General features: G+C 62.6%; 17 protein-coding genes. 4 read left to right on the forward strand and 13 right to left on the reverse strand.

Going from position 1 to position 19639, the window contains the following annotated elements; all coding sequences use genetic code 11:
- The first annotated feature begins 29 nt into the window (after nucleotides 1-29).
- From HPQ62_RS14710 to HPQ62_RS14720, 3 genes are read left to right on the forward strand one after another with little or no spacing between them, the layout of a single operon-like run.
- Nucleotides 30-1193: a hypothetical protein gene (locus HPQ62_RS14710; RefSeq protein WP_174803329.1), complete on the forward strand. Its 1164-nt coding sequence runs from the start codon at nucleotides 30-32 to the stop codon at nucleotides 1191-1193.
- On the forward strand, nucleotides 1190-2068 hold the full coding sequence (locus HPQ62_RS14715; RefSeq protein ID WP_174803330.1) for a bifunctional 5,10-methylenetetrahydrofolate dehydrogenase/5,10-methenyltetrahydrofolate cyclohydrolase: 879 nt from the start codon (nucleotides 1190-1192) through the stop codon (nucleotides 2066-2068). Before HPQ62_RS14710 ends, HPQ62_RS14715 begins: the two co-directional genes overlap by 4 nt.
- A 12-nt stretch (nucleotides 2069-2080) precedes the next feature.
- Nucleotides 2081-3409: an MATE family efflux transporter gene (locus HPQ62_RS14720; RefSeq protein WP_244629705.1), complete on the forward strand. Its 1329-nt coding sequence runs from the start codon at nucleotides 2081-2083 to the stop codon at nucleotides 3407-3409.
- Between the two features lie 37 nt (nucleotides 3410-3446).
- Here HPQ62_RS14720 and HPQ62_RS14725 read toward each other — a convergent pair whose 3' ends face one another.
- From HPQ62_RS14725 to HPQ62_RS14760, 8 genes are all read right to left on the reverse strand, one after another.
- Nucleotides 3447-4508 carry a sn-glycerol-3-phosphate import ATP-binding protein UgpC gene (locus HPQ62_RS14725; RefSeq protein ID WP_174803331.1) on the reverse strand — a complete coding sequence of 354 codons (1062 nt, stop codon included), beginning with the start codon at nucleotides 4506-4508 and terminating at the stop codon, nucleotides 3447-3449.
- Complete coding sequence (gene ugpE / locus HPQ62_RS14730) at nucleotides 4508-5356, reverse strand: sn-glycerol-3-phosphate ABC transporter permease UgpE (protein ID WP_174803332.1); 849 nt, start codon at nucleotides 5354-5356, stop codon at nucleotides 4508-4510. The genes HPQ62_RS14725 and ugpE overlap by 1 nt, the downstream gene beginning before the upstream one ends.
- 9 nt (nucleotides 5357-5365) lie before the next feature.
- Nucleotides 5366-6247 carry a sn-glycerol-3-phosphate ABC transporter permease UgpA gene (ugpA, locus tag HPQ62_RS14735; protein WP_174803333.1) on the reverse strand — a complete coding sequence of 294 codons (882 nt, stop codon included), beginning with the start codon at nucleotides 6245-6247 and terminating at the stop codon, nucleotides 5366-5368.
- 65 nt (nucleotides 6248-6312) lie between these two features.
- Nucleotides 6313-7620 (reverse strand): sn-glycerol-3-phosphate ABC transporter substrate-binding protein UgpB, encoded by a 1308-nt coding sequence (gene ugpB, locus HPQ62_RS14740; protein WP_244629706.1) that lies wholly within the window; start codon nucleotides 7618-7620, stop codon nucleotides 6313-6315.
- An 88-nt stretch (nucleotides 7621-7708) separates the two neighbouring features.
- Nucleotides 7709-8518, reverse strand: coding sequence for an inositol monophosphatase family protein (locus HPQ62_RS14745; RefSeq protein WP_174803335.1), 810 nt, complete (start codon nucleotides 8516-8518; stop codon nucleotides 7709-7711).
- Between the two features lie 12 nt (nucleotides 8519-8530).
- Nucleotides 8531-9595, reverse strand: coding sequence for an ABC transporter ATP-binding protein (locus HPQ62_RS14750; RefSeq protein WP_174803336.1), 1065 nt, complete (start codon nucleotides 9593-9595; stop codon nucleotides 8531-8533).
- Complete coding sequence (locus tag HPQ62_RS14755) at nucleotides 9592-11814, reverse strand: ABC transporter permease (RefSeq protein ID WP_174803337.1); 2223 nt, start codon at nucleotides 11812-11814, stop codon at nucleotides 9592-9594. Before HPQ62_RS14755 ends, HPQ62_RS14750 begins: the two co-directional genes overlap by 4 nt.
- 66 nt (nucleotides 11815-11880) lie before the next feature.
- The gene (locus HPQ62_RS14760; RefSeq protein WP_174803338.1) at nucleotides 11881-12909 is read right to left on the reverse strand and encodes an ABC transporter substrate-binding protein; all 1029 of its coding nucleotides are present in this window, start codon (nucleotides 12907-12909) and stop codon (nucleotides 11881-11883) included.
- 166 nt (nucleotides 12910-13075) lie between these two features.
- On the opposite strand from HPQ62_RS14760, the gene HPQ62_RS14765 reads away from it, so the two are divergent.
- On the forward strand, nucleotides 13076-14083 hold the full coding sequence (locus tag HPQ62_RS14765) for a LacI family DNA-binding transcriptional regulator (RefSeq protein ID WP_174803339.1): 1008 nt from the start codon (nucleotides 13076-13078) through the stop codon (nucleotides 14081-14083).
- 61 nt (nucleotides 14084-14144) lie between these two features.
- On the opposite strand, the gene HPQ62_RS14770 is transcribed toward HPQ62_RS14765, so the two are convergent.
- The 5 genes from HPQ62_RS14770 to HPQ62_RS14790 all read right to left on the reverse strand — a co-directional run bounded on the left by HPQ62_RS14770 (nucleotide 14145) and on the right by HPQ62_RS14790 (nucleotide 19637).
- Complete coding sequence (locus HPQ62_RS14770) at nucleotides 14145-15758, reverse strand: metallophosphoesterase family protein (RefSeq protein WP_174803340.1); 1614 nt, start codon at nucleotides 15756-15758, stop codon at nucleotides 14145-14147.
- Nucleotides 15759-15835: 77 nt separating this feature from the next.
- Nucleotides 15836-16669, reverse strand: a complete 834-nt coding sequence (locus HPQ62_RS14775) for an inositol monophosphatase family protein (RefSeq protein WP_425312632.1) — start codon at nucleotides 16667-16669, stop codon at nucleotides 15836-15838.
- Between the two features lie 117 nt (nucleotides 16670-16786).
- Nucleotides 16787-18142, reverse strand: coding sequence for an enolase-like domain-containing protein (locus HPQ62_RS14780; RefSeq protein WP_174803341.1), 1356 nt, complete (start codon nucleotides 18140-18142; stop codon nucleotides 16787-16789).
- Nucleotides 18139-18981: a sugar phosphate isomerase/epimerase family protein gene (locus HPQ62_RS14785; protein WP_174803342.1), complete on the reverse strand. Its 843-nt coding sequence runs from the start codon at nucleotides 18979-18981 to the stop codon at nucleotides 18139-18141. Before HPQ62_RS14785 ends, HPQ62_RS14780 begins: the two co-directional genes overlap by 4 nt.
- 5 nt (nucleotides 18982-18986) lie before the next feature.
- Nucleotides 18987-19637: a TetR/AcrR family transcriptional regulator gene (locus HPQ62_RS14790; RefSeq protein ID WP_174803343.1), complete on the reverse strand. Its 651-nt coding sequence runs from the start codon at nucleotides 19635-19637 to the stop codon at nucleotides 18987-18989.
- Nucleotides 19638-19639 lie beyond the last annotated feature (2 nt).

Genomic DNA, 19639 nt, shown 5'->3' on the forward strand with positions numbered 1-19639 from the left:
CCGTGGACGCCTAACTGAAGGGGAATACCATGAAGACCAAGACCGCAAACACGCTCTTGACCGCGCTTTTCGCCGGTTTTGCCGCCCTGCCCGCCCATGCCGAAGAACCCGGTTCCTTCGCCAAGGCGCATTACGCCACGCCGCTTGCCGATGTCTGCCCGAACCCGCTGATCATCCAGAAGGACTGGCTGATGCAGGCCGAGCAGGCACCGCTCTACCAGCTGATCGGCGGCGGCGGCGAGATGTCGCCGGGACAGTATACCGGACCGCTCGGCGCGACCGGCATCGACCTCACCATTCTCGAGGGCGGCGGCGGACTTGGCCTCGGCGATGGCGAAACCGCCTATTCCGCGCTCTACATGGGCAATTCGAAGGCCGGCGTCGTGCCGCATCTCGGCTATCAGGAACTCGACAACGCCTTCATCTTTTCCAAGCGCTTTCCCGTGGTCGGCGTGTTCGCGCCGCTCGATATCTCGCCGACCGTGCTGTTGTGGGACAAGGCAACCTACCCCGACGGCTTCCACTCGATCGATGATCTGAAGGCGTTTGCTGACAGCGATGAAGGCAAGATCTACGTCTCGACGATCAAGCGCACCTTCGGCCGCTATCTGGTCGAAGAGGGCGTGCCGGAAGAGGTGTTCATCGAGGGCTATCGCGGTGACGGCGAGAACTTCGTCACCCATAACGGCACTTGGCTGAACCAGGGCTTTCTGACGAGCGAGGCCTACAAGTTCGAGCATGGCAACAATTGGGGCAAGCCGATCGACTATCTGCTGATCGACGATCTCGGCTACCGCAATTACACGGGCATGGTTTCGGTTGCCAAGAGCCGGATGGACGAGCTTGCGCCCTGCCTCGAAAAATTGGTGCCGCTGCTGCAGCAGGCAACGGTCGACTATGCCGCCGACCCTGCCGAGATCAACGCGCTGATCGTCGCCTTCAACGAGGCCGGCAATGGCGTCGGCTGGTGGAAGACCGATGCAGACGTCACCGATTTCGCGGCAAAAACCATGGTGGCAAACGGCATTATCGGCAACGGCCCGAACGAGACGGTCGGCGACTTCGACATGGACCGCGTCGCCGAGATGCTGGCAATCACCAAGCCTCATCTGGACGAGCGTTCCGATCCGGATGTGAGCCCGGACGATGTTGTCACCAACCGCTTCATCGATCCCTCCATCGGTCTCAAATGACGGTCGCGGACCGGCAGCACGGGGCGGCAATATGCCTCGATGGCGAGGCGCTTGCCGCCAGGCTGCGCGCAGAAATTTCGCTTGAGGTTCGAGACCTTGCAGCACGCGGCATAACGCCCTTGCTCGCGACGGTTCTTGTCGGCGACGATCCGGCAAGCGCGTCCTATATTGCGCGCAAGCATCAGGACTGCGCCGAGACCGGCATTGCGGCGCGCGATATTCGCCTTGGCAGCGACATATCGACGGAGATGCTTTCGAAAACCATCGACACGCTGAACCGCGACCCCACCGTTCACGGCCTGATGGTTCAGCTGCCCCTGCCCGGCCACCTCGATGGCGATGACTCAATCGAGGCGGTTTTGCCGGTCAAGGATATCGACGGGCTGCATCCGTTCAATCTCGGACGCCTGGTCTCCGGCAAGCCGCGCCTACCGCCCTGCACGCCGGCGGGCATCCTGGCACTGCTCCAGCATCATCAGGTGCCGCTCACCGGCCGCCGTGTCGCCATTCTGGGACGCGGGGCCCTGGTCGGAAGGCCGCTTGCGATGCTGCTGTCGCAGCGAGGCATCGACGCCACCGTAACGCTTCTCCATTCGAAAAGCGTCGATGTCGCGGCCGAACTCAGGCGGGCGGATATCGTGATCGCAGCGCTTGGCGCCGCAGGCTTCGTCACTCCCGACATGGTGAAACCGGGTGCGGCCCTTGTCGGCGTCGGCATCAGCTACACTGAAGACGGACGGATGGTCTCGGATATCGACGAGGCATGCCGCACCATTGCGGGTTGGATGACCCCGCCCCACGGGTCCGTCGGTGCGCTGACACGGGCCATGCTTTTGAAGAACCTGGTGACATGCGCACGCGCTGGAGCGCGCTGAGGAATAAAGCATTTGGAAAAGGCACGGACGCCCCGCCCCTTTCACGTCACCCACAGGCAGGTGCTGACCATTGCACTGCCGATGATGGTGGCGCATTTCTCGACGCCGCTGGTCGGCCTTGCCGCAACCGGCGTGATCGGACAACTACGCAACGAGGTACTGATCGGCGGCGTGGCGCTTGCCGCGGTGATCTTCGATGTGCTGTTCGTCACTTTCAATTTTCTGCGCGGCGCGACCACCGGCTTTACCGCGCAGGCGGTTGGTGCGGGCGACCGGCGGCTTGAACAGCGCATGCTCTTGGGCGGCATCATGATTGCGCTTTTTTCCGGCCTCCTGATCGTGCTCCTGCATGTGCCGATCGGCAGGCTCGGACTTCTGGCGCTCGATGCCGACGGCCCCGTCGGCGAAGCGGCCTGGACCTATTATTCCTGGCGGGTCTGGTCGGCGCCGTTTGCGCTGTTCAACTTCGTCGTCTTCGGCTGGGTGATCGGGCGCGGCGAGGCCGTGACGGCGCTTCTCCTGCAGGTGGCGCTCAACGGGCTCACGCTGTTTTTCGCCTTCCTCTGGGTGCTCTGGTCTGACCATGGGCTTGCAGGCGCAGGCGCGGCCAGCCTTGTGGCCGAAGGGCTGACAGCCTTTGCCGGCGCGATCCTGATCCTCAGGCGGACCGACCTGAGGCTTTGGGAAAAGCCGGATCTTGCGACCATGAGGCGGATGTTTTCTGTCAACCGCGACATGATGATCCGCTCCTTCGCGCTTCTGATCGGCCTGTCCTTCTTCACCCGCCAGTCCGGCGTTCTGGGCACGGATATCCTCGCCGCCAACACCGTGCTGCTGCGCTACTATTTCTTCGGCGTGGCCTTTCTCGACGGATTTGCCACGGCCGCCGAGCAGCTTGCCGGTCGCGCCATCGGCGCCTTTTACCGTCCCTCCTTCGACCGTGTGATCCGGTTGACGACGCTCTGGGGGATCGTGATGGCGGTGATCGTTTCGGCGACCTTCTTTTTTACCGGACCGGCCGTGGTCGCGCTGATCGCTCCGATCCCCGAAACGCAGGCGCTCGCTCAGGCATACCTGCCCTATGCCGCGATCATGCCGCTTGTCGGCGTCATCGCCTTCCAGATGGACGGCGTCTTCATCGGGGCCACCTGGTCGCGCGAAATGCGCAATCTGATGCTGGTCTCGCTTGCCTGTTATTTTGCGATCTGGGCCGTGCTTCAGCCGCTCTTCGGCAATCACGGCCTGTGGATTGCGATGCTCGCCTTCCAGGGCGTGCGATCGATCGTCTTCCGCCTGATGCTGCCGAAACTTGCAGACCGCACCTTCGCCACCCAGGGATAGAACCTATCGCATGGCGGCGATCAGATCCGATCGCCGTTCACCCCGCCGGCGCCTCGATCCTCTTGCCATCCTTGTCGTATAGATGCAGCGCAGCTTCCGGCGCGCCGATGGTCACCGTGCTGCCGATCGGCATGCGGCTTCGGCCGGCCACGCGGAAGAGGACCGCCAGGCCATCGTCCGTTCTGGCGTAGACATAGCTTTCGGCGCCAACGAGTTCGATCGCCTCCACGGCCGCCTGCAGGCTGATGGCGGGCGTCAGGTCGCCCTCGTCGACCGGCACGAGATCCTCGGGTCGCACGCCCACCGTCGCAACCTCGCCCCGGTCCATCGCCGGACTGTTGTATACGATCGCGGCATCGCCGGGCACGGCGAACAGGTTCATCGAGGGCGAACCGATGAAGGTTGCAACAAAGGTCGTGGCCGGACGTTCATAGAGCTCGATCGGCGTACCCATCTGCTCGATCCGCCCGCCGTTCAGCACCACCAGCCGGTCGGCGAGCGTCATCGCCTCCATCTGGTCATGGGTGACATAGACGCTGGTGGTGGCGAGCGAGCGCTGCAGTCGCTTGATCTCGACCCGCATCTGGGTGCGCAATTTCGCATCGAGATTGGAGAGCGGCTCGTCGAACAGGAAGGCGGATGGTTCACGCACGATCGCGCGGCCCATGGCGACACGCTGGCGCTGGCCGCCGGAAAGCTGGCGGGGCTTGCGGTCCAGATATTGCGCGATCTCGAGCGCGGCTGCAGCCTTGCCGATCCGCTGCTCGATCTCGGCCTTGGGCATGCCGCGATTCTTCAGCCCATAGGCAAGGTTCTGGCGCACCGTCATGTGCGGGTAGAGCGCATAGTTCTGGAATACCATGGCGATATCGCGTTCCGCCGGCTCCAGCGTGTTGACCACGCGGTCGGCAATCACGATATCGCCTGACGTGATGCTCTCAAGCCCCGCGATCATGCGCAGCAGAGTCGACTTGCCGCAGCCGGAGGGCCCGACGAGAACCACGAGTTCGCCATCCGCAATGTCGAGCGTGACACCCTTGATGGCTTCGATATCGCCCGCATAGACCTTGCGGACATCCTTCAGATGAATTCCGGACATTATTTCTCTGTCTCCACAAGGCCCTTGACGAACCAGCGCTGCATCAGGACGACGACGACGATCGGCGGGATGATGGCGAGGATCGCGGTCACCATCACATAGTTCCACGGCGTCGAGGCATCGGTGAAATCGACCATTTTCCTGAGCCCGATGATGATCGTGGTCATCTGTGCGTCATTGGTGATCAGAAGCGGCCAAAGATATTGGGTCCAGCCATAGATGAACAGGATCACGAACAGGGCCGCGATATTGGTGCGCGACAGCGGCAGCAGGATGTCGCGCATGAACCGGAGCGGACCGGCATTGTCGATCCGCGCCGCCTCGACGAGCTCCCCCGGGATCGTCAGGAAGAACTGGCGAAACAGGAAAGTGGCGGTGGCAGACGCCATCAGCGGCAGCGTCAGCCCGGCATAGGTGTCGATCATGCCGAGTTCGACGATCACCCGGTAGGTCGGCAGGATGCGCACTTCGACGGGCAGCATCAGGGTGATGAAGATCATCCAGAAGAACACCATCCGGAAGGGAAAGCGGAAGAACACGATCGCGAAGGCCGACAGGAACGAGATCACGATCTTGCCGATGGCGATTGCCAGCGACACCAGCAAGGTATTGAGGAGCATCCGCCCGAGGCTGACGCCGACGACGCGTTCGACCCCGCCGGACAGCGCTTCCGCATAGTTCTCGACGAGATGCCCGCCCGGAAGCAGAGAGATTGGCGGGCGGATGATCTCGCTCGACGTCATGGTCGAGGCGACGAAGGTATAATAGATCGGAAAGGCGACAATGATGATGCCGAGCACCAGATAGAGGTGGCCAAGCGCTGTCGCGAAGGGACGTTTTTCAATCATCTGCCGGCCTCACGCATAATGCACCCGCTTTTCGATGAAACGGAACTGGAAGGCTGTGAGCGCGATGACGATGATCATCAGCACCACGGACTGCGCCGCGGACGAGCCGAGATTGAGGTTCACGAAGCCATCATTATAGACCTTGTAGACCAGGATCTCGGTCGCCCGCGCCGGCCCGCCGCCGGTTACAGCATGGATGATGCCGAACGTATCGAAGAAGGCGTAGACCGTGTTGACCACCAGCAGGAAGAAGGTGGTGGGCGCAAGCAGCGGAAACACAATGGTCCAGAACCGCCGTGCGCCACGGGCGCCATCGATCGCCGCAGCCTCGATCAGCGATTTCGGGATCGCCTGCAGGCCCGCGACGAAGAACAGGAAATTGTAGCTGATCTGCTTCCAGGCTGCCGCCACGATCACCATCGTCATCGCCTGGGAGCCATTGAGCAGCGGGTCCCAGTCGAACCCGTTGCGGCGCATGATGTAGGCAAGCGTGCCCATGGCCGGGTTGAACATGAACAGGAACAGCATGCCGGCAACGGCTGGCGCCACCGCATAGGGCCAGATCATCAGCGTGCGGTAGAAGGTCTTCCCCCGGACCACCTTGTCGGCAGCGGTCGCAAGCAGCAGCGCCACCGCCATCGACAAAAGCGCAGTCGCGACTGTGAAGATCACCGTCACCTTGACCGAGTGCAGATAGCCCGGATCCTCAAACAGCATGCGAAAATTGTCGAGGCCGACAAAGGTCGAGCGCAGCCCGAAGGCGTCTTCGCGCAGCGCGGACTGATAGAGCGCCTGGCTTGCAGGCAGGATGAAGAAGATCACCGTCAGGATGATCTGCGGCGCCACCAGGACGTAGGGCAGGACCTTGTTTGGAAACACGACGCGTTGCACGGCACTCTCCGCAAACAAAAAGGAACCGCCCGCCATCAGCGGCGGGCGGAGTGCGGCTGGCCTCTTTACCGGCCGTTCGCCTCTTTGATCGATGCGTTTGCGCGTTCGACGGCTGAATCAAGCGCTGCCTTCGCATCCTGTTCGCCGGCGAGCATCTTCTCGAACTCCTCGTTCAGGATATCGCGCACCTGCGGCAGGTTGACGAGGCGCACGCCCTTGGAGTTTTCGGTGGGCGCCTTGCCCATCATCTGCTGGATCGGCGTTTCGCGGCCCGGGTTCTTGTCGTAGAAACCGGATTCCTTGGTCGCCTCATAGGCCGCCATCGTCACCGGCAGATAACCGGAAACCTGGTGCAGGCGGGCCTGGATATCGGTCTGCGACAGGAAGTTGAAGAACTCGGCAATGCCCTTTTCCTCGTCGTCGCTCTTGCCTGCAAACACCCAGAGGCTGGCGCCGCCCGGGATCGTGTTCTGCGGTCCGTGACCTTCATAATAAGGCAGCTGGCCGATGCCGTAATTCATGCCGCTCTTGACGATATCGCCCAGCCCGCCGGAGGATTCCGTCAGGATGCCGCATTCGCCGGAAAGAAACAGCTGCTTGGCCTCCGAGGTGCGTCCGCCATAGCGGAACACGCCATCCTTGGCGAGGTCGGCGATCGCCTGAAAATGCTCGACATAGATCGGCGCATTGATTTCCAGCTCGACATCGGTGCCCGCAAGTCCGTTCTCATTGGTGCCATAGGGCACATTGTTCCACGCGGCGAAATTCTCGGTCTGGATCCAGGTGAGCCAGGTCGAGGTCAGGCCGCAATTGGCCGCACCGCTGGTCTTGATCTTGCGTGCGGCATCGAAGACTTCCGGCCAGGTCTTGGGCGGCGCGTTCGGATCGAGGCCGGCCTTTTCGAAGATATCCTTGTTGTAATAGAGGATCGGCGACGACGAGTTGTAGGGGAAGGACAGCATGGTGCCATCCGGCTTCGAATAATAGGCGACGATGCCCGGCAGATAGTTCGACTTGTCGAAGGTATAGCCGCCCTTTTCCAGCACCTCGGCAACCGGCACCACGGCACCTTCGGCAGACATCATCACGCCGGAGCCTGCATCGAAGACCTGGATGATCGCCGGCGGCTGGCGCGAGCGGAATGCGGCGATGCCGGCATTCAGCGTTTCGGGATAGGTGCCCTTGAACACCGGCACGATCTTGTAATCGTCCTGGCTGTCGTTGAATTCCTTCGCCAGTTGATCGACCACCTCGTTATTGGCGCCGGTCATGGCGTGCCACCATTGCAATTCGGTCTCTGCGAATGCCTGGCTGCCGATGGCAAAGGCCACGGCGAACAGAGCCGTCGATGCGGCTTTTAAACGAATAGACATGTTTCCTCCCAACCAATGACGGGCAGCCATCGGCCACCCTTGACACCGCCGCCAGCCCTCCCCGGCCGGAGGCGGAAACTTTACCTTCTCAGACTTCCACGAACTGCGCAATCTTTGCAAGCGCGTCCAAGCTTCCAGGACCGGCCGCCAGCACCGGCGCGCCGCCCGTCAGGCCTTTGCCCTCCACGGGAAAGGGCAGGTGCGATCCACCTGCTTCCACAACAAGACAATAGCCCGCCAGGCAGTCCCAGGCATGCATGGACGGCTCGATATAGCCTGCCAGACGGCCTGCCGCGACATAGGCGATCATCAGAGCGCCGGAACCGTTGCGGATGAAATTGCCGTTTTCCATGAGCAGACGCTCGACCATGGCGGCAACCGATTGCGGCGAGACCTCGCTGTTGGCGCCGATCCCGGTCAGGGCATTGCGGGGCGTGATTGCACCCGTGAGCAACAGCCTTTCGCCGTTCAGGAAGGCACCCTTTCCGGCCGCAGCGGCGTAATGCTCATCAAGGCAGGGCGCATTGATCACCCCGACCACCGCCTTGCCCTCATGAAGCAGCCCGATCGAAACGCACCATGTCGGCATGCCGGCCAGAAACGCGCTGGTGCCGTCGATCGGGTCGATGACCCAGGTGAAGCCGGATGTGCCGGCTTCCAGGCCATATTCCTCGCCCAGCACGCCGTCTTCCGGAAATTCTTTTGCAATCGCCTTGCGGATCAGCTGCTCGACGCCGCGATCGGCGATCGAGACGACATCCTGCGGATCGCGCTTGGTCTCGATCGCGAGACTTCCGCGGTCGCGGAAATATTGATGCGCCACCGCCCCACCCTCGCGGGCCATCCGTTCGGCAAGCGCGTATCGGTTTTCGAGGGCTGCTGCATTTTCAACGTCCATGACTATGCTCCCTCAGCTGTCTGCAATCAGCGCGACGCCGCGCCGGGCAAGCGACAGAACGACATCGCTGCCCGCCGGCAGGGGCTGGCTTTCCGCAGCGTCCACCACGAACAGGGAGCCGATCTCGCTGTCGATTTCATATTCGATGTGATCGCCGAGATAGGCCGCATGCAGGACCTTGCCCTTGATCCCGCCTTCTGTGCCGGGCCTGATGTTGATCGCATTGGGGCGGATGGCGAGCTTTGCCGCCCCTTCCCTGGCATTGCGCGCAGGCACGGAATGTTCGGTATCACCGAGGGTGACCTGCGCCATGTCGCCATTGATCGCCACGATTTCGCAGGCGACCACGTTCGCCTCGCCCATGAAGTCTGCGATGAAGGAGGAGGCGGGATTTTCGTAGAGCTCGCGCGGCGGCCCCTCCTGCGCGATCCGGCCCTGCTGCATCACGATAATGCGGTCCGACACGGCAAGCGCTTCGTCCTGATCATGGGTGACGTAGACCGCGGTGAAGCCCAGACGCTGCTGGAGATCGCGGATATCGGTGCGCACCTTGCGGCGCAGGCGCGCGTCGAGATTAGAGAGCGGTTCATCCAGCAACAGCACCTGCGGCTCCAGAACCAGCGCGCGGGCAACCGCCACACGTTGCTGCTGACCGCCGGAAAGCTCGGCCGGCAGGCGCGCGCCGTAATCATGAAGCCCGACCAGCGCCATGCCCTCCTCGGCCCGTTCGCGCGCCTCGCGCTTCTTGAGACCCGACGCTTCGAGCCCGTAGGCGACATTGTCGAGCACGCTCATATGCGGAAACAGGGCATAGGACTGGAACACCATCGACACGTCCCGCTCATTGGCGGGCAGCATGGTGACATCCTTGCCGCCGATCAGGATGCGCCCTTCGGTCGGGTGTTCGAGGCCCGCCAGCATCCGCAGCGTCGTTGTCTTGCCGCAGCCGGAGGGACCGAGCAGTGTCACCAGCGTTCCGGGCTCGATCTCGATCGAAAGATCGGGAATGGCTGTGAAGGATCCGAACATCTTCTTCACATTCTCGAAGACGACGGAGCCGGTCTTGTCGCGGTTCATGCTGTCTGCTCCTGATTGATTTTCGCGCGTCCGGCCTTGCCGCCGATACGGTTTTCCCGCCTGAGCTTCCGTTCGCCGACCAGAAGCTGGAACCCGCCGATAATGGTGACCATCACCACGATCAGGGCCGAGGAATAGGCGATTGCAATGCCATATTCGCCGTTTTCGACAAGCCCGACGATATAGGACGTCGCCATGTTGTATTCGGCACTGACGAGGAAGATGACGGCGCTGATCGAGGTAATGGCCCGCACGAAGGAATAGACCAGGGCCGCAGTGATTGCCGGCCGCAACAGCGGCAGGATGACCTTGCGGATGGTGCGGAAACTGCTGGACCTCAGCGTCAGGGACGCCTCGTCCAGGCTCTGGTCGAGCTGCGTCATCGCCGCCACGCCCCCGCGCACGCCAACCGGCATGTTGCGGAACACGAAGCAGGTGATCAGGATCAGCGCCGTGCCGGTCATTTCCAGCGGCGGCAGGTTGAAGGCCATGATGTAGCTGATGCCGATGACCGTGCCTGGAATGGCAAAGCTCATCATCAGCGCGAACTCGAAAAGTCCTCGCCCGGCAAATTTCTGACGCACGATGATATAGGCCGTCAGAAGCCCGACGGCGGCCGTCAGCGGCGCGGCGATCAGCGCAATCTCCATCGTGGTCCAGAAGGAATTCCAGGCAACGCCCGTCCAGGCGATCCCGCCATCGCGGAAGGAGATCGAAAAGGCGCGAATATAGTGTTCAAGCGTAAGGCTGTTATCGAGCCCCCAGATCTTCACGAACCCGCCGAACAGGATCATGGCGTAAACCACCAGCGTGAACACCGCCCAGGGGATCACGACCGCATGGACGGCGATCGAAAGCCCTTTCGGCAGCGCGATATGGGCCCCGGAATCGCCCTTGCCCGTGACGGTCGCGTAATTGCGGCCGGAAAGCCAGAGGCGCTGGATCAGGAAGGCGGAAAGGGTGAAACATAGCAGGATCATGGCGAGAACGGCGGCGCGCGAAGGATCGTTCTGGGCGCCGACCACGGCGAAGAAGATTTCGGTCGACAGCACCCCATGGCTGCCGCCAAGCACCAGCGGATTTCCGAAATCGGCCATGCTCTCGATGAAGCCGATCAGGAAGGCGTTGGCGAGGCCGGGCTTCATCAGCGGCAGCGATACCTTGAGGAAGGTGCGCCAGCGCCCGGCGCGCAGCGTCTGCGACGCCTCCTCCATCGACGGGCTGACGCCTTCGACGACGCCGATCAGAACGAGGAAGGAAATCGGGGTGAACGACAGCACCTGCGCAATCCAGATGCCGGTCAATCCGTAAAGCCAGCGTCCGGGCTCGACGCCGAACACGTCGGCCATCATCTGGGTCACGACGCCGGAGCGACCGAGCAGCAGCGTCAGCGCGAGGCCGACGACGAAGGGCGGGGTGATGATCGGCAGGATGGTGAGGAGCCGCAGCCCCTTCTTGAAGGGAAAGCGCGTCCTTGTCGCGACCAGCGCGAAGGCGAGGCCCAGCAGCGTGGACCCGGCGGCGGTCATGATCGCGAGAAACAGGGTGCGCCAGGCAACGCCGCAGCGGGCACCGCCGATCAGGCAGTCGAGGCTCCAGATCGAGGGATCCTGCATGTTGTTGATGAAGCCGTCCGGCTGGAACGAGCCATCAAAATCCTGGAACGCGCCGACGAACATCGACCCGATCGGATAGAACACGAAGATCGCGACCAGAAACACCAGCATGCTGATCGACGAGACGATGAAGGCATCGCCCTTCATCACGCCGCGCTCGGCAAGCCCCATCGAAAAGATCAGCACGAAGGCGATGCCCAGAACGATGGCGCCGCCGCCCATGGCAAGCTGGCCGTCCACCTCCGGCATCAGGCGTTCAAGGACGCTCCAGTTCCAGCCCATATAGCCGATCGAAAGCCCCTCGACGGCAAGATAGGCGACACCCACCGCCCCGCACCAGACGAGCAACCTCCCCCGGGCCTCGCCGAGCGGCATGAGCCGGGCGGAAAGGCTTGACAGAAGCAGCAGCATCGGTACGGCGAGCCAGATCCGGTCAAAGCCGAAGACCTGCACGATGCCGGGGGCGAGGTCGGCATCGCCGTAATAGCCGGTGAGCCATTCAAAGGCGAAGAAGCCGCCTTCCACCCGGTACCACGGCAGCAGCACGAAGCTTAGAACCGCGGCAGCCAGAATGATATCCAGTCTGCGATTTTGTGGGGTCATCATCCTGCCCGGAGCGTATGCGAAGACAATTCCGGCGCACCGCGCATGCGATGCGCCGAAGGCTCGTCAATTGGCGTTGGCGCCGATTTCCTTGTCCCAGCGCTCCAGCAGCGCCTTGCGCTTTTCCGGATCACCATAGATGACGAAGTCATAATCGATGAGCTTGATGTCCTCGAATTTGGGCGCTTCCTCCGGCACCTGGGCGTTCTTGTTGGAGGGAAGCTGGAAGGATTTGGCGTCCTTCATCGACGACTGAACGTCGGCCGTCAGCGCCCAGTCATACCATGTCTTGGCGCTGTCCATGTTGCGCGCGCCCTTGACGATCGACATCGAGCCGATCTCGTAGCCGGTGCCTTCGCATGGGGCCACGACCTTCACCGGGAAGCCTTCGACGGTCTGGGCAACAGCATCATGCATGAACACGATGCCGAGACCGGTCTCGCCGCGCGCTGCCGACTTCACCGGCGCAGAGCCTGACTTGGTATATTGCGAGACGTTCTTGTTGAGATTTGCGAGGTACGCGAAAGCCTCGTCCTCGCCCATCAGCTGCACCAGCGTGGCAAGGGCGGTATAGGCGGTGCCCGACGAGTTCGGGTTTGCGATCTGGATTTCGCCCTTGTAGCTTTCATCCGTCAGATCGGCCCAGCATTTGGGCTCGGAAAGCCCCTTCTTCGCGAAGATATCGGTGTTGTAACCCCAGCCGAGCGCGCCGGCATAGACGCCGACGGTGCGGTAGTCGGCGCTCTTGGCCTGCGCCACCGCCCAGTCATTGAGCTCCGGGAGCATCGGCGATTCATAGGCTTCGGTCAGACCTTCCGACGCGGCCTGCAGATGGGGATCGCCCGTGCCGGCCCACCAGATATCCGTCTTCGGATTGCGCGATTCTGCCCTGATCTTGGCATAGGCCTCGCCGGAAGACAGCCGCACCATGTTCACATCGATTCCGGTTTCCTTTTCAAACCGGTTTGTCATCATTTCGCAGATCACGACATCTGCCGAGCAGATCAGATTGAGGCTTTCCGCAGCCTGGGCCGAATATCCCATGCCGGTAACCGTCGCAGCCAGGGCGGCTGCGGCCAAACGTACTGAACCCATGATTTCCTCCTCTTTTGCCGGCGCCTCCACGCCGTTCGCTTTGCAAGCGTGTGCAGAGGGTGCATGACCGATATTGCACTGTCAACGATCTGTCACAAAAAATTCACGAACCGCCGGTTGCACAACAGTGCATTCCAAAGCAGAATGAGGAGGTTGAGGGGGAAATATGGCCGAAAAAGAATTTGTGAGCGCGCAGGAAGTCGCGCGTCGCGCCGGCGTTTCCCGCTCGGCCGTCTCCCGCACCTTCACCCCCGGCGCCAGCGTTTCTGCCGAAACCCGCCGTAAAGTCTTGGCTGCCGCCGAAGAGCTTGGCTACCATGTCAACCATCTGGCGCGCGGGCTGATGCGCAATGAGAGCGGCATCGTCTGCCTGATCGCCTCCGAGGTCGCCACGCCCTACCGTTCGGCGCTCGTCAGCGCCATGACCCAGAAATTGCAGGATGCGGGCAAGATCGCGATGCTGGTCAATACCGACCGCTCGGACGGCAGCGTGGACGCGGCACTGCGCCAGGCGATCAGCTATCGCGCCGATGCCTCGATCATCCTCTCGGGCCTGCCGGACAAGTCGATCGTCAAGCTCTGCCTGAAGAACGGATTGCGGCTGGTCCTCATCAACCGCGACGACGATCAGGAAGGGCCGTTCCGCATCAGTTTCGACAATGACGAGGCCGCCCGGCGGATCCTGACGGCGTTCCTGCGCGCAGGCTGCCGCCGGCTTGCCTTTGCCAATTCCGCTGCAATGACGCCGAGCCTGATGGCGCGCGAAACCGGCTTCATAAAGGCGGCCGAGGCGGAAGGCATCGAGGTGATCGTCGAGCGCTACGGCAACACGTCCTACAGCACCGGGCGCATGCTCGCCCAGCGGCTGCTTACCCGCGCAGACCGGCCCGACGGCGTGTTCTGCGCCAATGATCTGATTGCCTGCGGCTTCATGGACGCGGCGCGCCAGCAGTTCTCGCTCTCCATCCCGGACCAGCTCTCCGTCGCCGGCTTCGACAATATCGAGCAGGCCGGATGGGGGTCCTATGATCTCACCACTTTTTCCCAGCCCGTCGACGCGATCGCCGATTGCGCCGTCGACTGGCTCGGCGTGACGCAACAGGTGGCGCTTGCCGATCCGTCGGTCACCTTGCATGCCGATCTCGTCTGGCGCTCGTCGATCCGCGGCGGCTGACGAACGCTGCCGCCCGCAGGCGGGCGTTCAGCGCCGCCGGAAGCAGTCAGGACAGAAATCTTCACTCAGCCGCCGAAAGTCCGGCTCCCTGAAGCGCGTGCGATATGGCAGGTTTCCGTGCCTGCCGGGCGTAATGGCCGAGCATGGCGAAAAAGGTGTTGAGGAATGTCGCCTCGTCACTGATGGCGGCGGGGCTGAGCGTCAGCGCGTCGTAGAACGCAAGCCGTGTGGGCTCGATCTCCGCCCTGGCCATCGCGCCGCCATTGCGCAGCATGTACCAGTCGCAGACAATCTCGAAGAACGGGAGCGCCGCGAGAGCGGACGGGGGCGTAACGCCCGCCACGGCACAGGCTTCGCCGCATGTGATCCGTCCGGGAAGGTCAGCCATCTGTTCCGGCCAGTCGCGCGCGATGAACCGATCCGAAACGAGCCCGCGCATATGGGCTTTCAGGAAAGCGCCGTAGCTGCCGGCACTGAAGCAGGGGTGATCTTCGCCGCCACGGTTTTCCAGCCGATAGGCCGCCGCTATGCGCGGATCGCAGGCGATATCGCCGAGCGGCCGATCGCAAGGCACGATCTCTTCTGCGCCAAGCGACACCTCCTTCCAGGCCGCCGGAAAGGCGACCAGAGACGGCACTGCAATGTTGACGAGGCTGCTTTCGCCCTTGTCATGCGTGGTGGTGCTGTGGACGTGAAGATGACCGCTAAAATGAATGCCGCCGCCGGCCGAGAGAAGCCGCTCGCCTACATCCGGCTGCGGTATGCGGCGGGCGAAGCTCTTGGCGCCGAACAGGCGCGCCTCTCCGCGCCCATGATCGTCGAACGGGTCGAGCACGGGATAATGCGAAAACATCAGCAGTTTCTTGCCCGCCCGGCGCGCGCGCTCCTGAACATCCGCAATCCACGCGAAGATGAACGGCTTGTGCTGCATCATGCCGTTCCATCCGGCAGCCGTGCTGTCTTCAAAGGCATCCGCGCGGGAGGCGGGGTGATCGAGCGGGGCGAACACATTGGCATCGATCATCATGAACCAGACGCCGGGCACGGGCTCAACGAGATAGCTCGCATCCATCAGCCGATGACGCGTTTCTCCGTTCGGAGACACGACCTCATAAACGCGATCCTCCGCGCGGTCGGAAAGGCCGAACGGCGTTTCCCAGTGCAGATCGTCGGGACGCCGGAAATAGCCGAATTTGGCCATCGGCGTCAGGCCTTCAGGGTAGCCTGCGCAGTGCAGCCCCGCCACGTGGCGGGCGTGATCGGGATCGCTCGAGACCGTGACCCGGGCGCCGTCCGCGCCGATGAACTCCTTTGTCTGGTGCCTGCCCTCGAGTGCAAAGATGTCGTGATTGCCCGGCAGCGCCCAGAACCGAATGCCATGAACGCGCTCATAGCGAAGCAGGATCGTGCGCAGCCCTACCATGGTGATGCGCTGGCCATCATCGCTGTAATCGCCGAGCAGAACGACATGACGGATGCCGCGCGCCAAAACCTGATCCAGCGCGACATGCAGAGCGCGGTGGCTTTCGTTGAAGACGCGGGTCGAGATACGAGTTTCGGCAAAACTGCGCAGCGCAAGCCGGCCGCCATCGAGAACGAGACCGGCAAAGCCGTAATCGGCTTCGATATCGTGAAAATGGGCATCCGCGATCACCGCGAACCGAAACGCATCCATCGATAAACTCCCTGCGCCGTCGCCTCTGGCGCGACCGCGAGACATTGTTTTCAAGACCGGCGGACGAAAGCCACGCTTCAAAGAAGATCTGCGCGAAGCGGAATGCCGACAGCCTTGCTGATACCTTCAGCCAGTGCGGGCGTTGCTGCCAAAACCGGGCCGCCCGCGCGCAAATCGCCGAGCGCCAGATAAGGACAGACGGCCCCGCCCGCCTCGCTGACAATCAGCAGTCCCGGCACGCAGTCCCAGGAATTCATATGCAGCTCCACATACGCGTCCGACCGGCCATCGGCAACATGGGCAAGCGCCATGGCGCCGGAGCCGAGCCGGCGCACATTGCTGCCGATCCGCAGAAGCTCGGAAAGCGCATGCAGATAGCGCTCGTTGGAAATCCGGGGCGACCAGCCAAGCTCGATGGACGCGGCGCTGAATGCGGCGGTGTTCGAAACGCCGAGCTTGCGGCCGTTCAGCGTCGCCCCCTGCCCGCGCCGGGCGCAATAAAAAGCCTCCGTGACAGGATTGTAGATCGCGCCCATTTCCGGAACGCCGTCTGCAACAAAGCCGATGGAAATACAGAAATGATCGACGCCGCGGGTGAAATTGGCGGTTCCATCGATCGGGTCCACCACCCACACATTGCCCTCGACGCTGCCGCCGCCCTCCTCGCCGAAGAAGGAGTCGTCGGGAAACGCCTCGGCGATGGCGCTGCGGATATGCGCCTCCGAAGCGAGATCCGTTTCGGTGAGGAAATCCTGCGGGCCCTTCATTGCATGGGTGTTGGCGGTGCGCGCATCATATCCCTGCTTCACCAGACGGCCCGCAGAGCGTATGACTTTTTCCAGAAACGCAAAGCGCTGATCCATCAGGTCCGACACGCCAATCTCCTTTGTGCACGCGCGTGCAATATGCATAGACCGATGGGTGTCAGCAAGCCGATTTTTTTGGCCGTGGACCGGCGTCCTGAAGGATAGCGACGCCGTCGCGCTGGAACGCAAGCGACCGTCATCGGGCTAGGACCTTACGTCATGTCAGCGCGCAAAGCCCGGCCTGAACAGAGAGCCGATCGCCACGGTTCCGTCCTCGATCCTGAGGCCGATGCGGCCTTCTGTCTTGCGATAGATTTCGGGATGGGCGGCAAGGAGGCGCGCCTTTTCGAGATCGTCATAGCCCTGAAGGCCGCCGCCGAAATGGTGGCCGTTGCGCTCGATATCGCGGCAGCCAAGCGTTGCCGCCATCAGCGTATCCTGCTGCCAGCAGAGCCCCGGCTGGCAGGTGAGGTCTTCCGCGGAAATGAAGAGATTTTCCCCGCGCTCTCTGCCTGCGGATACACGGGCATAGTTGAGCAGCGCGCGCAGGACGCCCTTGCAGCTCTTGATCGAAGTGCCGGCCCAGCCATGCGCGCGCGCTGTCGCGAAGGCGCCGTCATGGTCGTCGCTCTCGTCGATGATCAGCGGCAGACGGGACAGTTCAGGCGCAATCTCCATGGTCAGCGCGGATTCGCGGGCAAAGGGCTGTTCGATGAAGGCGATGGCGGCGCGGAGGGAGGCAAGCTCACGTTCCGTATGCAATCGCTCGAGAAAGGTAGCGAACCTGTCTGGCTGGTACTGCTCGTTGGCGTCGAGCGTCACGCGGTAGCCTTCCATCGGCCGGATCAGACCGGCTATGCGGGACAGCCGTTCGATATCGGCGTCCGGATCGCCCTTCAGCTTGATCTTGAAGGCCGAAATGCCGGTGGCGTTGATGATTGCCTCAAGGCTCACCGGCTGACCGTCATCCGGCGTGCCGTCAGAGACGTCGCTGCGATAGAGCGGGGCATCGAAGCCGACGGTCTGACGCGGGGCGATGGCGGGTTGCGGTGCAAGCGCCGAAAGCGCCTTGGCAATGGCTTCGGGCGCGATATCGAAGGCTTCCAGTTCGCAGACGCCGAACAGATCCTGCCGGGCAGCCTGCGGAAAATTCAGGCCGCTTGCAAAGCAGAGCGCATCGATCAGCGCCATCTCGACAAGTGCCGGGCCGAAATGGGCGGCAAGACGCGGCGTTCCCTCCGGCATGGCGGCCTCGACCTCCCGGCGCATGCGGGTGGTGGCTGCCGCTATCGTCTCGCCGGAGATCGCCTGCGCCGACGCGAGCGCGCATTCCACGGAAAGCTTCAGATCGGCGACCGTTTCGGCATTGCTACGGCTTGCGCGCTTGTCGAACCAGCGCGGCACCAGAAGCTGCGCCGAGCGCCCCTCCACGCGCGCTCCATCCACAAGGATCGACAGCGTCACGAACGCCTGATCCGTTTGCGTGACCACCGTATTGCCGAAGTGGAACGGAAGACGGAATTGCACCGGGCTCAGGCGAAACGAGATCCTCTCCAGCGTGACGGGCATTGCTCTCACGGCGTCCCCCTTTCGAAGGTCTGCAGATGGGCCTTGACGGTGGCGGCGGCAATCGCAAGCGTCGTCTGCGCGTTCACGCATGTGGTGAACGGCTCGACAGAGAGATCGCCGTCATAGCCGGTCTCGACGATGGCGGCGATGATGGCCGAAAAATCATCATGCCCGGTGCCCGGCGCGCCGCGATTGCTGTCGTTGAGATGGACATGGGCGATGCGGCCGGTCGGCAGCCATCGCCGCGCAAGGTCCGGCACGCTGTCTTCTTCGGCAAGCGCGGCCGACGAGCAGTCCAGCATGGTGCGGAAATGATCGGAGCCGATCATGTCGACCAGTTCCTGAGCCTCATCGAGCGTGTTTATGAAGGGCGTCTGGTCTGACGAAAGCGGCTCAATGGCATAGACGAGACCGTGCCTTGCCGCAGCGTCCGCCACATTGCGGAACAGCGCTGCGACATGCACCAGGGTGTCCTGCGCGCTCATGCCGGCAAGCGGCGCTCTTTGTCTGGGCGAGCCATGCACCAGAACGCGCCCGCCAAGCTCGGCGCAGATCTCGACAAGCCGCAGCAAATAGACCTCGGTTTCACGGCTGCGGGACGGATCGGTGATTGAAAGCGACGGAGCATCGGAAAGCAGCCAGTGCAGACCTGCAATCTCGAGACCGTTCCAGCGCGCGATCTCGCGCAGCTTGTGGATCTCGGCCATCGACACCGTCATCGGGTTGCCGGGCAGGCATTCCACGGCCAGTTCGAGCGCCTGGTAGCCGACGGCCTTTGCAAACCGGCACTGATCCTCGAATGCAAAACCCTCGCGATGCAGAAGTTCGGTGCAACAGGTGAGGCGCATGTCGCCTATCCCTTTTGCTTGAGCCAACCGACGACGGCTTCCGTCGCGCGGCGGGCATGGGCGTTCAGCGCCTCTTCGGTCGCCTCGAAGCCGAAGACTTCGGCAAGCGTGTAGCGATTGGAAACCGGGAAATAGCAGAGCGATGCGATCAGGAGATAGACCTCGACCGGCTCCGCCCGGCGTTGAAATACGCCCTCCTCTGCACCGCGCTTCAAGACGTCGGAAAGCTTCACCAGAAGCTTGGACTGGATCTCGCGCCTGTCCCCGATCGCGCCGACAGAGGAGCCCTGACGGAGGTTTTCGGTGTTCAGCATGGTGATGAACCATGGTTTGGTGCGGAAGTGGGTCATGGTGAACATCACCAGCGCCGCAATCGCCTCTTCGGGCGTCAGCGCATCAAGCGCCAGCTCCTCCTCGCCCGCGCGGATCTGCACATAGGCCTCGCGCAGCGCGGCCTTGTACAGCTCGTCCTTGTCGCCGAAATAATCGTAGAGAAGCGGCTTCGAAAGCCCCGCCTGTTCGGCGATGCGATCCACCCGCGCACCGTCATAGCCGACGGAGGAGAACTCATCGAGAGCAGCCTGAAGGATGGCGGCGCGCGATGCTTCGGCATCGCGGATGCCCCGTCTCGGTTTCACTGCTGCCCCTTTCGCCATGT

This window comes from Martelella limonii (assembly GCF_013344475.1).
Lineage (GTDB): Bacteria > Pseudomonadota > Alphaproteobacteria > Rhizobiales > Rhizobiaceae > Martelella > Martelella limonii.